The organism is Granulicatella balaenopterae (genome assembly GCF_900111135.1).
Lineage (GTDB): Bacteria > Bacillota > Bacilli > Lactobacillales > Aerococcaceae > Granulicatella > Granulicatella balaenopterae.
The window spans coordinates 1-14,975 of sequence record NZ_FOGF01000017.1; the positions used below are offsets into that span (position 1 = coordinate 1).

Consider the following 14,975-nt stretch of genomic DNA (forward strand, 5'->3'; position numbering starts at 1 on the left):
ATATCGTAACATAATAACTATTTATGCAATTAAAACAACAAAAAACATGCATTACTACACTCAGCTGATAATTATAGGAACTGTACTCACTTGAGCACTAAATTTTTTTAATGATGGATATATACAATAAAAAAGTAAAAAAAGAAATCATACAGATAATACTGTATGATCTCTATTTCCACTCCATCAACCCTATTTGACAAAGAGCCATTAAAAAAGCAGAAAAGAAAAAAACTTTTCTGCTTTTTTTTACGTATATTTAAATGACTAGGTGAATAAAGGGGGGAATCATATGGAAAATCTAGTTCAAGAAATATTAAGGGAGGCGATTAAGTATCGGGTAGATGATATTCATTTAATGCCAAAAGATAATGATTACCAATTTTTGGTACGGTTAACAAACGGTTTACAACCCATTAAAAAAATTTCTATTGAGCAGGCAAGTCGTTTTATTTCTTTTATGAAATATCAAGCTAACTTGGATATTGGTGAAAAAAGGAGACCTCAAACTGGAGCTTTATCGATTAAGATGGCGGATAATAAAGAGCTTGAACTTCGCATCTCTGTGATTGCGAATTATTTATTACAAGAGTCATTAGTTATTCGTGTCTTACATCAAGTTCATCAAAAAGGAATGAATCAACAAGTAGGATATACGTTTTTTCCAGAAGATTTGAAGCGTTTGAGTCAATTAACCCAGTCGATGAGTGGTTTGATATTATTTTCAGGGCCAGTTAGTTCGGGAAAGACAACAACGATTTATCAATTATTACGCTCTTTAGCATTAAAAAGGAATTTGCAAGTGATAACAATGGAGGATCCTGTTGAAATACCGGAACCAATCTTTTTACAAACCCAAGTAAATGAATTAGCGGGTGTTAGCTATGATGTCTTAATTAAGAGTGCATTACGGCATCACCCAGATGTTTTAATGATTGGCGAAATCCGTGATGAGGAGACTGCGAAAATGGCTATTAGGGGTGCTTTAACAGGTCATTTATTAATTGCGACGGTTCACGCTAAGGATACAATTGGTGTATTGAGTCGTTTAATTGAATTAGGCATTTCAAAAAATTTATTAGAACAAACATTATTAGCTGTATGTTCACAACGACTACTACAAAGGCGTTGCCCACTTTGCCAAAAAGAATGCTCTATCTATTGTAATCATATTCCACTAGCTGAAAAAAAGGGAACCATCTTTGAAATTTTAACCACTAAGGAATTAAAAGAACTATTACGTGTTAACAAAGAACAAACACAACAACTACACTTTACGACTTTAAATGATAAGTTGAGGAAGGCTTATGCATTGGGATATATTTCAGAAGAGACCTACCAAAGATATTATGTATTCTAGCAATAGATTTAAAGGCGATTTGAAAGCTATCTTTTTAATTCAATTGGGAGAGTTAATGGAAAAAGGCTTTTCTATTTATGAGGCTGTAACTTTTTCAAAAATTCTTTTTAAAAAGCAATCAGTGATAATTGATGGCATTCAAGAAAAGTTAGCACAAGGGTATCGTTTAGATGAAAGTTTAGTTGATTGTGGGTATAATGATACGATATGTTCGCAAATTTATTTAGCTAGTCAACATGGGGATTTTGCAAGATCATTAATTACTTTGGGAGAATTATTATTAGAAAAGCGTAAGCAACGCCGTAAGTTATTACAGGCCATTGCCTATCCAATTATTTTATTACTATTTATTATGACTTTATTAATAGCTATTCGACAGATTTTATTACCACAATTAATGAGGATGGTTAATCAAGAAGCGCTTCACCAAAATAAATTAGCGAGTACAACGATCTTTTTCTTAGAGTATTTACCACAAATATTATTGGTGTTATTAGTCACCTTTTTATGTGTCTTAAGTCTTATTCGTTATCATTTGCATCACTGTAATAAAATGCAGGGTTTGAATTTTTTAATGAAGTTTCCAGTTGTTAAATCCTTTATCTTACAATATTATACATTTTTATATGCACGAGAATTTTCTTATTTTTTGGCAAATGGTCAATCCTTACTACAAATGGTTGAGACAATGCAAACTCCTGGAACAAGTGCATTAACAAAAGAAATTGCAGCTCATTTACAGGCTGAATTTAGGCGTGGAGAAGATATGGCACAAGCTTTAGAGAAGATTACTTTTTTTAAAGAAGAGTTAGTTTGGTTAGTGATGCAAGCGAGTTTAACGAGTCAATTAGAGATTAAGTTGGTACAGTATTCTAAGAAGTTATTAAATGATTTTGTTAAAGATATTGAGAAGAAAATTACTTGGATTCAGCCAATTTTATTTATTTTTGTCGGTTTAATGATTGTATCAATTTATATTGTTTTATTATTACCAACATTGACGATTTTAGAAGGAGGAGAATTTTAATGAAAAAAAGAGGTTTTACTTTAGTTGAGATGTTAGTGGTGTTATTTGTTATTGGTTTGCTAACCTTATTATTGATTCCTAATCTATCTAGTCAAAGGGAAAAAGCCATTGAAAAAACAGATTCTGCAATTATTAGGGTTGTGGAAGATCAATACCAATTATATCTATTGAATGAAGGAGGTACTGATTCAGGGAATGTATCAGAAGTGCTAGGAGATATGGAAAGTAAAGACTATATTACAACAGACCAAAGTAAGGCTTATACCGAGGCTATTGATAGAGCAAAAAATGATGGCGAGTAGGTTTAGAACACAATGAAAAAACCAGGCTATACATTAATTGAGTTATTAGTTGTATTAAGTATTTTATGTGTGATGATTCTTTTAGTTCCAACTGTTCAAAAAAGTCAATTTGAGCATTATCAAGAAGAATTATTTTTTAGTGATTTTGAGAATTTTTTAAAGGTTCATCAAACAAATGCTTTAGCAACAGATCAGAATAGCTTTATTCATTTTATTAAACCACCTATCAATCGAATTGAATTTAAGGTAGCAGGCCAAGACGACTTAACAAGAATAATCACATTACCACCCAGTCTTGAATTAGTAACGAATTATGATTTAGTATTTAAAAAGCACACTGGTACACCATCCAAGGCTGGTAGAATAGCTTTTCGGAATAAAAAAGAAAAGATTGTTTATAAAATTCAACCAGCAAGCGGAAGGTATAGTGTTGAGCGAACTCCCTTACCTTATTAGTGGGTGTATAAAGTGAGTGGGAATATTGTTATGAGGAAAAAGAGGTGAGGAGTTGTTTTTTAAAGTTCAGTGGAAAGAGCGTGGATTTGTTTTATTTGAAGCGTTTTGTTGTTTGAGTATTACGGTAGTCGTCTTAATGTTAGTCTCGATAGCTTTTTTGCAAATTACTAGCTTTGAAGAAGAAAAAACAGAGAGATTAAATACTTTTAATTTATATTTATCAGATATTAAACGGATAGAAGTTTGGTCAGGTATTCCTGTTGCAATCGAGCAGGATAAAAATAGTGTAAGTGATAAAATATTGCCAGAAGAGAAATATCAAGATTATGACATACTAGACGTTACAGAAACAATCACCACGACTACTAAGAAAAGTCCAAGTGTTAGGATTCCTAATCTAAAAATAGAAAGTGAATTTTTGAAGGAAGAGTTTAACTATGAAATTACCAGTCAAGAAACAATCAGGCTTTACATTGATTGAACAAATTATTGCATTGGGTGTCTTTATGCTGTGTTTAGTCTTATTAATGACTTGTATGCAATTAATTAAAAAGACAGACCAATATTTGCGTGTGCCAGATGGCTTGGAATGGCATTTAGCGATGGTGCAGTTGCATGATATAACAATGGGAATGCATTTTGAAGACGATTCAATGAAGCTTTATAGTCACAATCCTAGGATGCTCTATCATTCTAAAAGTGAAGAGAATTTCGTGAGTGGTTCATTAAAAATTAGTGGCAATCAATCATTTTATTTTAGAAAAAACGATGGGTATATAGCACTAGTGAATCAGTATCGTACATTTTCTTTAAAAAAACAATCAGATTGTATCGATTTAACTTGTGAAATGCCATGGAAACATACATTTGAAGCTTCTTTTACTCCGGCAACTCATGCGATTCAATTGGAGCAAATAATTTTAAAAAAGAAAGTATATAAAATAAAACCACCAGTAGATAGTAATGAGGTGAGTGAGGATGAAGACTAAAAAAAGAGGCTCATTAATGGTGCCAATTATGATTATCTTAGTGTTTATTACTACGGCTTTAACGATGGTGATGTCAATTCGAAAGTCTAATTTATTACAATATCACATTTTAGAGGATACTTATCGCATGGATATTATGTTAGAAATTAGTTGTTTAGAATTGCATAATGCTTTGTCTAAGGAGCAAAGTGGCGAGGAAGTAATGTATCAAATACCTACGCAACTTGTTTTTCCACAAGGGGAGGTGTTGATTACTTGTGAAGAAAAGACAAAAGTAAAAGATATTCATAATATTAAGAATCAGAAAACGGAACGCCATTTTTATCGGGAGTGTTTATTAGTAGCGCAATTAGCGAATGGCCGCACTAAACAAACAATCTATGATATTGAATTAGTACCAAGTGAAAAAGTGGAATACGAATATCAGATAGTAGAATAAGAAAAAGACTTGAGCCACAAGTTTAAAATTGTGATTCAAGTCTTTTGTTGTTAATTTAATTAATAATAAAATTATTTTTTATCCATACCAATTGCGCGCATAAAGGCTTTAGCTAATTCAACAATTGGAATAATTGCGAATGATGAAGCTAAAACAATTGCCCATTGTGTTCCAGATAAAGAAACAGAGTCAAAGAATGTTGTTAAGCCTGGAATTAATAAAACAACTAATAACATAGCTGCTGATACTAAAATAGCATAGTTAAACATTTTATTTTTAAATGCGTGAACTGTGAATAATGATTTGTAGACTGATTTAACGTTAAATGCGTGGAATAATTGAATTAATCCTAAAGTCGCAAATGCCATTGTTTCAGCTACAGCATTTTCCCAACCAGCTTGGTGAGATGCATACCAGTAAACGAATAAAGTAATACCACCTTCTAAAATACCTTGATAGTAAATACTTGGTAAGACACCATTTGATAAGAAGTTAGAGTCTTTACCACGAGGGCTATGCTTCATAATATCACTTTCAGATTCTTCTAAACCTAAAGCGATAGCAGGGAATACGTCTGTTACTAAGTTAATCCATAAGATATGAACTGGTTCAAGAATTGACCAACCAGCCATTGTTGCGATGAATAGAGTCATTACTTCACCAAAGTTAGCAGATAATAAATATTGAACAGCTTTTTGGATATTAGAGAATACTTTACGTCCTTCTTCAACTGCGACAACAATTGTTTGGAAGTTATCATCAGAAAGGACCATATCAGAAGCACCTTTAGATACTTCAGTACCAGTGATCCCCATACCAACACCAATGTCAGCTTGTTTTAGTGAAGGTGCATCGTTAACGCCATCACCAGTCATTGAAACAACTTTATTATCTGCTTGCCATGCTTTTACGATACGAACTTTATGTTGTGGAGATACACGTGCGTAGACTGAATATTCTTCAATTGAATTTGCTAATTCTTCATCAGATAATTCATTTAATTGGGCACCAGTTAAGACACCACCAACTTGATCTTTTTCTAAGATACCTAAACGTTTAGCGATTGCTTGTGCTGTATCTTTGTGGTCACCAGTAATCATGATTGTACGGATACCAGCTTCGTGAGCTACTTTAATGGCGTCTCGTGCTTCTTGACGTTCAGGGTCAATCATACCTACTAAACCAGCAAAAACTAGATTATTTTCAACTGTATCAGCATCCATATTGGCAGGTTCTTCATCAATTGTTTTATAAGCCATAGCTAAGACACGTAAAGCATGTGTCGCCATTTCTTTATTTAAGGCTAAAATTTCTTCTTTATGAGTGTCAGTAATATCAATTACTTCACCATTTAATTCGATTTTAGTGACTAAATCTAATAACATATCTGGTGCGCCTTTTGTAGCAACAAAGAAACGGCCATCTTCTAATTTGTGAACAGTAGACATTGATTTACGAGCAGAATCGAAAGGTACTTCGCCAATACGAGGCATGTTTTCTAATTCTTGACGAACATCATAGTTTTTGTCTAAACCAAATTGAATCATTGCTGTTTCAGTTGGGTCACCAATTAAGCTATTGTCTGGAGCAATTTTTGTATCATTTGCTAAGTTCATAACACGTAATGCACTATTTGAAAGCATAATTTCTTCACTTGCTTCATGAATTTGATTATTATAAACCATTTTTTCAACAGTCATTTGGTTAAGTGTTAGGGTACCTGTTTTGTCGGAACAGATAATTTCGACACCACCTAATGTTTCAACGGCAGGTAATTTGCGAACAATCGCATGACGTTTAGCCATTTTTTGTGTTCCTAATGCTAGGATGATTGTTGTAATCGCAGGTAAACCTTCTGGAATCGCTGCAACTGCAATCGCAATTGCTGTTAATAACATATGAGTCCATTCATTACCTTTTAACATACCAACAACAAAGATTAATACTGCAATAACTAAAATCATTATTGTTAATGTTTTACCTAATGAGTCTTGGTTTTCTTGAAGTGGCGTTTTGCTTTCTTTTGTATTGACTAACATATGAGCAATCTTACCAACTTCTGTATTCATACCAGTATTAACAACCACACCAGTAGCACGACCATAAGTGACATTTGTGCTTGAGAAGACCATATTGTTACGATCTCCAATTGTAATATCGACTGTATCTTTTTTACCAATATGTTTTTCAACAGGAACTGATTCACCAGTTAAAGCTGCTTCTTCAACTTTTAAGGTATTGACATCAATTAAACGCATATCAGCCGGTACAACATCTCCAGCTTCTAAGACAATGATATCCCCAACGACTAGGTTTTCACTATTAATATGAACGATATGTCCGTCACGTAATACTTTAGCAACAGGTGAGGCCATTTTTTTCAAAGCATTGATTGCTTCTTCAGCTTTTGATTCTTGGAAGACACCAAGAATAGCATTCAAAATAACAACCGCTAAAATGATAATAGCATCTGAAGGGTCTGGTGTTCCAGATTCATTAACGAATAATGAAACGACTGCAGCTACTAGTAATACGATAATCATGAAATCTTTAAATTGGTCCATGAATTTTTCGAATAGAGAGCGTTGTTTTCCTTCCTCTAATTCATTTGCACCATTTTCAGCTAAACGCTTTTTGGCTTCTTCTGATGTTAAACCTTCTTTAGAAGAATGTACTGCTTGTAAAGCTTCGTCTTCCGTCATTGTATAGAAGACTTGATTTGTTTTGTTTTCCAACGATTAACACTCCTTTAATATAAATTGATAAGCGCTATTCCATAAAAAAAGAGCCCTATGCAGCATGTTAAAGAACATTTCTGCATAAGTCTCACTATTTAAGATAACCCCAGTGAAAAATCACTTGTCGTTGTTGGGGATTATCACAGTATTACTGCTAGTTACTCCCTTATGGAGATAGATTTATCGTATGCATAATATTATAACTGATAATGGGGGGATTTGCAAGAAAATGACGGTTAATTTTATTAATTTCAGCGAATATGATATTATGAGAGCGTTACTTTATAGTAGAAATTAATAAAGATAAAAATAATTCTGGCTTTTTCTAATTATTTAATCGAAATTATGGTAAAATAAAGAGTAAGTTATGCACAATATGGAGGTAATCATAATGATGTTAAATATTGGAGTAATAGGACTTGGTAATATTGCCCGTAAAGCATATTTACCAATTATGAGAACAATTAAAAATGTGAAATGGTATGCTTATTCACGTAATAAAGAAATATTAAAAGAAGAAACAAGTTTATTTGGGAGCGCAACTCCTTGTAATTCATTAGAAGAGATGTTGCAATTACCATTAGATGGAGTATTTATTCATGTTGCAACTCCAGCACATTATACTTTAGTATCAGCATTTTTAAATAAAGGTATCCCGGTATATGTGGATAAACCAGTTGTTGATAACTTTGAAGATACTTTGGAATTATACACATTAGCAAATGAAAAAGAAACAGTTTTAATGGCGGGATTTAATCGTCGTTTTACCCCAAAAGTACAAGAGTTAAAGCAAGTGCCGCAAAAAAATAAAATTGTTGTAGAAAAAAATTATATTGATCAAGGCGGACAGTTACGTGATGTTATTTTTGATACATTTATTCACCCAATTGATACAGCTTTATACCTATTAGATGGTAAGCCGCAAAAGGGCTCTTTCTATTATAAAAAACGTGGTAAAAAAATTGAGCAGTGTGAAGTTTATATCGAAACAAAGCATCAAACTGCAGTAGTGGGAATTAATTTAGCATCAGGAGCTAATCGCGAAATTATTGAAGTTCAATCGACAGGCGGTACGTATCATTTGGAAAATTTAACTGATTTAACCATTTATCAAGGGGATGATATTATTAAAGAAGGTTTTGATGAATGGGCAACTCCTCTATATAAACGTGGATTTGAAACGATTGTTAAAGAATTCGTAACAGCCATTGAAACGAAAGAAAATCCAGTGTCTGCTAGTTCGAGTTTATTAACACATTTAATTTGTGATCGCATTAGTACAGCAAAAGCACCAGAAGGATTTATTAATTTTACATTACCAAAAGCATTTAGAAAATAAGGATGGGTTTAATTATGAAAAAAGATTTGCTATTAGCAAAGTTTCCTGAAGTAAAAATTTTATTTGAAGAACCACTAAGTAAGTATACATATACTAAAACAGGTGGAAAAGCAGAGTGGTTAGTTTTTCCAAAGTCCAATGAAGAAGCTAAAGAAATAGTGAATTGGTTAAAGGAAGAAAAAGTACCAATGACAATTCTAGGTAATGCTAGTAATGTGATTGTCCGTGACGGTGGCATACAGGGAGCGGTTATTTTATTATCTGAGATGAATGATATTATCGTGAAAGAGAATCGCATTATTGCACAAGCAGGCGCATTATTAGTCGATACTAGCGCAACTGCACGTGATGCTCAATTGACTGGTTTGGAATTTGCTTGTGGCATTCCGGGGAGTATCGGTGGCGCAGTATTTATGAATGCGGGTGCCTATGGTGGAGAAGTGGACCATGTGATTGAGTATGTGGATGTGTTGACTTGCGAAGGTGAATTTAAGCGTTATTATCATGATGAATTAGCATTTAGTTATCGTCATAGTCTGATTCAAGAGACAAATGATATTGTATTAGCAGCCTGTTTTAATTTAACAAGAGGTGATAAAAAAGAGATTAGTGCTCGTATGGATGAATTAACAGAGATGCGTGAGAGTAAACAACCGCTAGAATATCCATCATGTGGTAGTGTCTTTAAGCGTCCAGAAGGCTATTATACAGGTAAATTAATTCAAGATGCTGGCTTACAAGGCAAACAAATTGGTGGTGCACAAGTATCAACTAAGCATGCTGGATTTATTGTGAATGTTGATCATGCTACAGCGAGTGATTATTTAGCATTAATTCATTATGTCCAAGAACAAATTTGGGATATTAATCAAGTCGCCTTAGAAACAGAAGTTAGAATTATTGGTGAAGATTAATGATTAAAAAAGTACCAAATTAATAGAATTGAATAGATTGTATATAAAAGGAGTGTCTAAAACTTGTAGATGCTTCTTTTTGCTATTATAATGGATAGAACTATAATAAATAAATTCATTATTAGAATGGAGTAGATGTATCATGACCAGTGATGGTGATTCGGTTAATCATTTGGCGATTAATCAAAAACAAATACGAAAAGATATTATGACAATTGCATGGCCTGTATTAATAGAAGTATTGTTAGGCTCTTTATTTGGTATGATTGATATGATGATGCTTGGTAAAATGCCTAATCAAGAGATTGCTTCTGCTTCGGTTGCGGCGGTTGGAATGACGAATCAACCGTTATATTTAGGGTTGAGTTTAATTCAAGCCTTGAATATTGGTGGAACGGCGATGATTGCTAGATATTATGGAGCTAAAAAATATCATCGAATGGAATCAGTCTTAAAGCACGTGATGATTATTGCTATGGTATTTTTTGCTATTCCATTAGCTATTTTAGGTTTTATTTTTGCAAAACCAATCTTAAGTTTAATGGGAGCAGAGCCAATTGCCTTACAAACGGGATTAAATTATTTTCGTATTATTATGGTAGGGTTTGTTTTTCAAGCGTGGAATTTTACGATAACTGCTGCTTTACGAGGAATCGGTCAAACAAAAATACCAATGAAAAATAATGTAATTGCGAACTTTTTTAATGTTATTGGAAATTATGTCTTGATCTATGGAGCTTTTGGGTTCCCGGCATTAGGAGTTGTAGGGGCAGGAATTTCAACAGCTTGTGCCAATTTATTAGCACTAATATTAACGTTTAGCTATTTATTATCAGGTAAATCAGTTATTCCATTTGACTTAAAGAAAAAGTTTGTTTTTAAGAAGAATATTATGTTGAATTTTGTGTCAATTGGTTTGCCTTCTGCTGGTGAGCAGTTAGTACTTCGTTTAGGTGTCATGACTTTTTTAAGAATTGTTTCAGGTTTAGGAACGGATGTCTATGCGGCCCATCAGATTGCCTTAAGTGTATTATCATTATCATTTTCTCCTGGGCAAGCCTTTGCGATTACAGCTTCTTCATTGGTTGGTAAATCATTAGGAGAAAAATCTTCCAATAAAGCTGTTCGCTATGCAAGAACCATTAGTCGCTTAGGAATTATTTTTTCTTGTGTTATGGGAGTGGTATTCTTTGTATTTGGTCGAGACATTGCGTCGTTATATACGGGTAGTCCTATTATTATTCAAAATACGGTTATAGCGCTATCAATTGTGGCGTTAATTCAACCATTTCAGGCGCATCAATTGATTTTAACAGGTGTCTTGCGTGGTGCAGGGGATACGGTTTGGACGTTAATTTCAACATTTTTAGGAATTTTAGTTGTTCGTGTTAGCTTAGGGTATCTTTTTGTTGAGGTATTAGCACTAGGTTTAGCAGGAGCTTGGTATGCTGTTTTGATTGATCAATTAATTCGATGGGCAATTATCTTTGGACGCTTTAAAACGGGTAAATGGAAGCATATTAAAATTCGATAATGTTTCAAAAATTAGTCGAGGATATAAATTTTTATTAATTTTAGAAAATCATTCACCAAATATTTAAAAAAATGGTAAAATGGATAAGAACATCGAAAGGAGATAGCGCTGTATGAAAAAAACTCAAATTTGTTTACTAACAGTATTTAGTGTAATGTTAACAGGTTGTGGGCAAATCACACCTGAAACATTAAATTCTAGTGATACAGTATCGGTAGCAAGTAATCCAAGTAATCAAGTAAGTGAAAAAGAAGTACCAGTAGAATCAAGTGATGATACAGTCGTTGAATCAACTAAACCAAGTGAGGAATCAGCAATAAACAATCAAGAAAGTAGTGAATCAAGAACAGCGGTTGAAGTTGATCCTATCGCAAAACAAGCCATTGCAAAAATCGAACAAACGAAAAATATTTTATTAACGGATCAATTTGTAATGATGATTGTTGAAAAGACAGCAGATACGGTAACGATTAATATTCGTGAAAATCAAGAAGATAAAGTGGTTAATTATGGCTATTTTAAATATACAAAATCAACAGATACATTAGAAGAAATGGATGAGATAACAGGAGAATACCAAGTTATTTCATAGTGATCAATAAAAGGGGATGCAGAAATGGATAAAAAAGTAGATATCGATTGGAAAACATTAGGATTTGATTATATTAAGACAGATTTACGTTTTATTTCACATTATAAAGATGGAAAATGGGATGAAGGACAATTAACAGAAGATAATATGTTACATATTAGTGAAGGCTCAACAGCACTTCATTATGGCCAACAATGTTTTGAAGGATTAAAAGCTTATCGTTGTAAAGATGGTAGTATTAATTTATTCCGTCCAGAAGAAAATGCTCGTCGTATGATGCGTTCTTGTCGTCGTTTATTAATGGCAGAATACCCAGAAGATAAATTTATTGAAGCTGTTAAAAAAGTTGTAAAAGCTAATGAACACTGGATTCCTCCATATGGAACAGGTGGAAGTTTATATATTCGCCCATTTATGATTGGTGTGGGAGATAATGTTGGTGTGAAACCCGCTGATGAATATATTTTTTCTATTTTTGTCACACCGGTGGGAGCTTACTTTAAAGGTGGCTTAACCCCAACTAATTTTGTGGTATCTGATTATGACCGTGCTGCACCAGTAGGGACTGGAGCTGCTAAAGTTGGCGGGAATTATGCTGCGAGTCTTTTAGCTGGTAAAAAAGCAAAAGAACGTTCATTTAGTGATGCTATCTATTTAGATCCAGCAACACATACTAAAATTGAAGAAGTTGGTGCAGCAAACTTCTTTGGTATTACAAAAGATGGTTGGTTTATTACACCTTTATCACCGTCAATTTTACCAAGTATTACAAAATATTCATTATTATGGTTAGCAGAGAATCGTTTAGGCTTGCAAGTTCGTGAAGGCGATGTCTATATTGATCAATTAGACCAATTTGCTGAAGCGGGTGCATGTGGTACGGCTGCTGTTATTTCACCCATTGCCGGTATTCAGTATGGGGATGATTTCCATGTTTTTTATTCAGAAACAGAAGTGGGACCATTAACTAGAAAATTATATGATGAATTAGTAGGTATTCAGTATGGCGATGTAGAAGCCCCAACCGGTTGGATTACAAAAGTATAATAATTATTTAAGCGTCTTGCTTATTTATTGGTTACCCCCAGTAAAGGCAAGACCTTTTTTTATTTATGAGATAAGCTTTCGAGTATGTTTGCAAGTCTGTGTATATAAGAACCCAAAAAGCTTTAGTCATTGGAGTATCAGAAGATATAAATATATTTTACAAATAGTTTAAGCTGTAATATACTTGAAATATAAAAAATATAATTGACATTAGAAATAGCTTTGGTAGATCAGTAGACAGTTCTTATATCACCAATCAATATCCAAAACTTTAGCTGTGTGGATTGTTCACAATCTAGGAAAGTTCAATTGTAAATTAATAAAGATAAGGGATGGTGGAAATGAGAAATATAATGGTAGAAAACATTATTATTCAGTTAAGGCAGGATGGCGTACGTATTACGCCGCAACGTGAAGCTATTTTGAATTTTTTGGCTGAATCTGATAAACATCCTACTGCAGATGATATTTATCAAGCGTTATCTGAAGAGTATAAGCAAATGAGCGTAGCAACAGTCTATAATAATTTGCGTTTATTTACATCTTATGGATTTGTTAAGGAAATGACTTATGGAGATAATGCGAGTAGATTTGATTTTTCTTCAACAGAACATTATCATGTGATTTGTGAAAAATGTGGTTGTATAGAAGATTTATTTTATCCGATTCTTTCTGATGTAGAAGAAATTGCTGAAGAGTTAACTGGATTTAAGGTGACGCATCATCGTATGGAGGTTTATGGTATCTGTCCAAGATGTGCTACAGAAAAAATGAATAGTAGAGGAAGGGTTTAAATTTTATGTATATGGAACAAAGAAGATCGTCAAAAAAATCAGTATATATTATTATTGGACTTATTTTACTAGGAGTTGCTGTTTTTTTTGGTAAACGATTTATCGAGGAACATCAACAGAATCAAGAATATGAAACAATTATGCAGACGGAAAAAAGTTCAGCAGAAAGTTCATTTTCAGTTACTCAAGATAAGAAAGAAATAAATAATACAGTTATTACAACATTTATTCCACTAGATGAGGATGGTGCACCGATTCAAGCGCTTGCTGATAAAATGACAGCTTATTCAGAAAAAGTAGCTAATGGTACAGTAGAAACAGCTACGAATTTAGTATTCATTAATGCAACAAAACAAGATGCTGATGCTGCTATTAGTACTATTATGATAGAAGAGACAAGTTATAACCTAGTCAATCACCATTATCATAAAAATGACCCTCAAATCATCGCAACAATGTATCTAGATAAGGAAACAAATGAATTGGTGACGTTGCCGAACGTGTTTATGGATCAATTAGCAGCTAAACAAGCTATTTTTGAATTATTAATTAAAAAGACATTAGCCGAGGAGAATCAAGAAGAAAAGCAAGCAAGTTTGTCTAAAGTATTCACTGAAGATACTTGGCAAACGATTCCTTTTACTTTAACTGATGACTACTTAGGCTTACAATTAAGCCAAGTAGATGCCTCTTTAACAGATGAAACGATTGAGTGGATGTACTTAATGCCTATTGTTAATGAAAAGTTCACATCGGGTCTATTATCAGCTGCTTATAATTCTTACCAAGAACAGTTAAAAGCTAACGAAGGCCGCAAAATGATTGCATTAACATTTGATGATGGTCCAAAAAGCACAACAACTGGCCAAGTATTAGATTTATTAAACGAATATCATGCTAAAGCGACATTCTTTATGTTAGGTAAAAATGTACCTGGTAATGAAGATTTGGTGCAACGGATGGTGGCTGAAGGACATCAATTAGCAAACCACTCATACAATCATCCACAATTAACAAAATTAACACCTGAAGAAATTGCGCAACAAATCAATGATACACAAGCAGCTATTTTAAAAGCGAGTGGTGGAGTAGCTTCTAATGCCTTACGACCACCATATGGAGCATATAATCATAAAGTTGCTCTTGCTGCACAGTTACCAGCGATTAATTGGTCAATTGATACATTAGATTGGCAAAGTCATGATCCAGCAAAAATCAACGCAATTGTTAAGGAATTTGCGTATAGTGGTGCGATTATTTTAATGCATGATATTCATCAAACAACGGTCGATGCTCTACCGGAAATGTTAACTTATTTAACTTCTGAAGGTTATGAATTAGTAACAGTTGATGAATTAATGAATCATCAACCACTAAATCCAATGACATTATATTTTGATCAAAAAGATAGTATTTCTTATGAAGGTGAGTAGTAAAGGAGGAG

Annotated in this window: 15 protein-coding genes; 14 read left to right on the plus strand and 1 reads right to left on the minus strand. The window is 33.3% G+C overall.

What is annotated here, in order from left to right:
* Positions 1 to 292 precede the first annotated feature (292 nt).
* Genes comGA through BMX09_RS05060 form a run of 7 tightly spaced genes read left to right on the plus strand, consistent with a single transcriptional unit; the run spans position 293 to position 4,573 of the window.
* The gene (comGA, locus tag BMX09_RS05030; protein WP_089746613.1) at positions 293 to 1,360 is read left to right on the plus strand and encodes a competence type IV pilus ATPase ComGA; all 1,068 of its coding nucleotides are present in this window, start codon (positions 293 to 295) and stop codon (positions 1,358 to 1,360) included.
* Complete coding sequence (gene comGB, locus BMX09_RS05035; protein WP_281242679.1) at positions 1,350 to 2,387, plus strand: competence type IV pilus assembly protein ComGB; 1,038 nt, start codon at positions 1,350 to 1,352, stop codon at positions 2,385 to 2,387. Before comGA ends, comGB begins: the two co-directional genes overlap by 11 nt.
* A complete protein-coding gene (gene comGC, locus BMX09_RS05040) occupies positions 2,387 to 2,689 on the plus strand; it encodes a competence type IV pilus major pilin ComGC (RefSeq protein ID WP_089746615.1) in 303 nt (100 codons plus the stop codon). The genes comGB and comGC overlap by 1 nt, the downstream gene beginning before the upstream one ends.
* Positions 2,690 to 2,701: 12 nt before the next feature.
* Complete coding sequence (gene comGD, locus BMX09_RS05045) at positions 2,702 to 3,145, plus strand: competence type IV pilus minor pilin ComGD (RefSeq protein ID WP_089746616.1); 444 nt, start codon at positions 2,702 to 2,704, stop codon at positions 3,143 to 3,145.
* 52 nt (positions 3,146 to 3,197) lie between these two features.
* Positions 3,198 to 3,626: a hypothetical protein gene (locus BMX09_RS05050; protein WP_089746617.1), complete on the plus strand. Its 429-nt coding sequence runs from the start codon at positions 3,198 to 3,200 to the stop codon at positions 3,624 to 3,626.
* Positions 3,583 to 4,134: a prepilin-type N-terminal cleavage/methylation domain-containing protein gene (locus BMX09_RS05055; RefSeq protein WP_089746618.1), complete on the plus strand. Its 552-nt coding sequence runs from the start codon at positions 3,583 to 3,585 to the stop codon at positions 4,132 to 4,134. Before BMX09_RS05050 ends, BMX09_RS05055 begins: the two co-directional genes overlap by 44 nt.
* Positions 4,124 to 4,573, plus strand: a complete 450-nt coding sequence (locus tag BMX09_RS05060) for a hypothetical protein (protein WP_089746619.1) — start codon at positions 4,124 to 4,126, stop codon at positions 4,571 to 4,573. The genes BMX09_RS05055 and BMX09_RS05060 overlap by 11 nt, the downstream gene beginning before the upstream one ends.
* Positions 4,574 to 4,644: 71 nt before the next feature.
* On the opposite strand, the gene BMX09_RS05065 is transcribed toward BMX09_RS05060, so the two are convergent.
* Positions 4,645 to 7,275, minus strand: coding sequence for a cation-translocating P-type ATPase (locus tag BMX09_RS05065; RefSeq protein WP_089746646.1), 2,631 nt, complete (start codon positions 7,273 to 7,275; stop codon positions 4,645 to 4,647).
* Positions 7,276 to 7,702: 427 nt separating this feature from the next.
* Here BMX09_RS05065 and BMX09_RS05070 point away from each other — a divergent pair, with 427 nt between their 5' ends.
* The 7 genes from BMX09_RS05070 (at position 7,703) to BMX09_RS05100 (ending at position 14,964) form a co-directional block, all read left to right on the plus strand.
* Positions 7,703 to 8,650 carry a Gfo/Idh/MocA family protein gene (locus BMX09_RS05070; RefSeq protein WP_245711128.1) on the plus strand — a complete coding sequence of 316 codons (948 nt, stop codon included), beginning with the start codon at positions 7,703 to 7,705 and terminating at the stop codon, positions 8,648 to 8,650.
* A gap of 14 nt (positions 8,651 to 8,664) precedes the next feature.
* Positions 8,665 to 9,564: a UDP-N-acetylmuramate dehydrogenase gene (gene murB / locus BMX09_RS05075; RefSeq protein ID WP_089746620.1), complete on the plus strand. Its 900-nt coding sequence runs from the start codon at positions 8,665 to 8,667 to the stop codon at positions 9,562 to 9,564.
* Between the two features lie 142 nt (positions 9,565 to 9,706).
* Positions 9,707 to 11,098, plus strand: coding sequence for an MATE family efflux transporter (locus tag BMX09_RS05080; protein WP_089746621.1), 1,392 nt, complete (start codon positions 9,707 to 9,709; stop codon positions 11,096 to 11,098).
* Between the two features lie 112 nt (positions 11,099 to 11,210).
* On the plus strand, positions 11,211 to 11,690 hold the full coding sequence (locus BMX09_RS05085; protein WP_089746622.1) for a YajG family lipoprotein: 480 nt from the start codon (positions 11,211 to 11,213) through the stop codon (positions 11,688 to 11,690).
* Between the two features lie 24 nt (positions 11,691 to 11,714).
* Positions 11,715 to 12,737 (plus strand): branched-chain amino acid aminotransferase, encoded by a 1,023-nt coding sequence (locus BMX09_RS05090; RefSeq protein ID WP_089746623.1) that lies wholly within the window; start codon positions 11,715 to 11,717, stop codon positions 12,735 to 12,737.
* A gap of 341 nt (positions 12,738 to 13,078) precedes the next feature.
* Complete coding sequence (locus tag BMX09_RS05095) at positions 13,079 to 13,531, plus strand: Fur family transcriptional regulator (protein WP_089746624.1); 453 nt, start codon at positions 13,079 to 13,081, stop codon at positions 13,529 to 13,531.
* An 11-nt stretch (positions 13,532 to 13,542) separates the two neighbouring features.
* On the plus strand, positions 13,543 to 14,964 hold the full coding sequence (locus tag BMX09_RS05100) for a polysaccharide deacetylase family protein (RefSeq protein ID WP_177159546.1): 1,422 nt from the start codon (positions 13,543 to 13,545) through the stop codon (positions 14,962 to 14,964).
* Positions 14,965 to 14,975 lie beyond the last annotated feature (11 nt).

Coding starts and splice junctions, on each gene's coding strand:
- comGB (WP_281242679.1), top strand. CDS start 1,350: ATGTATTCTAGCAATAGATTTAAAGGCGATTTGAAAGCTATCTTTTTA.
- BMX09_RS05095 (WP_089746624.1), top strand. CDS start 13,079: ATGAGAAATATAATGGTAGAAAACATTATTATTCAGTTAAGGCAGGAT.
- BMX09_RS05055 (WP_089746618.1), top strand. CDS start 3,583: ATGAAATTACCAGTCAAGAAACAATCAGGCTTTACATTGATTGAACAA.
- BMX09_RS05090 (WP_089746623.1), top strand. CDS start 11,715: ATGGATAAAAAAGTAGATATCGATTGGAAAACATTAGGATTTGATTAT.
- BMX09_RS05065 (WP_089746646.1), bottom strand. CDS start 7,275: ATGACGGAAGACGAAGCTTTACAAGCAGTACATTCTTCTAAAGAAGGT.
- BMX09_RS05100 (WP_177159546.1), top strand. CDS start 13,543: ATGGAACAAAGAAGATCGTCAAAAAAATCAGTATATATTATTATTGGA.
- BMX09_RS05060 (WP_089746619.1), top strand. CDS start 4,124: ATGAAGACTAAAAAAAGAGGCTCATTAATGGTGCCAATTATGATTATC.
- BMX09_RS05085 (WP_089746622.1), top strand. CDS start 11,211: ATGAAAAAAACTCAAATTTGTTTACTAACAGTATTTAGTGTAATGTTA.
- comGD (WP_089746616.1), top strand. CDS start 2,702: ATGAAAAAACCAGGCTATACATTAATTGAGTTATTAGTTGTATTAAGT.
- BMX09_RS05080 (WP_089746621.1), top strand. CDS start 9,707: ATGACCAGTGATGGTGATTCGGTTAATCATTTGGCGATTAATCAAAAA.
- BMX09_RS05070 (WP_245711128.1), top strand. CDS start 7,703: ATGATGTTAAATATTGGAGTAATAGGACTTGGTAATATTGCCCGTAAA.
- comGC (WP_089746615.1), top strand. CDS start 2,387: ATGAAAAAAAGAGGTTTTACTTTAGTTGAGATGTTAGTGGTGTTATTT.
- comGA (WP_089746613.1), top strand. CDS start 293: ATGGAAAATCTAGTTCAAGAAATATTAAGGGAGGCGATTAAGTATCGG.
- murB (WP_089746620.1), top strand. CDS start 8,665: ATGAAAAAAGATTTGCTATTAGCAAAGTTTCCTGAAGTAAAAATTTTA.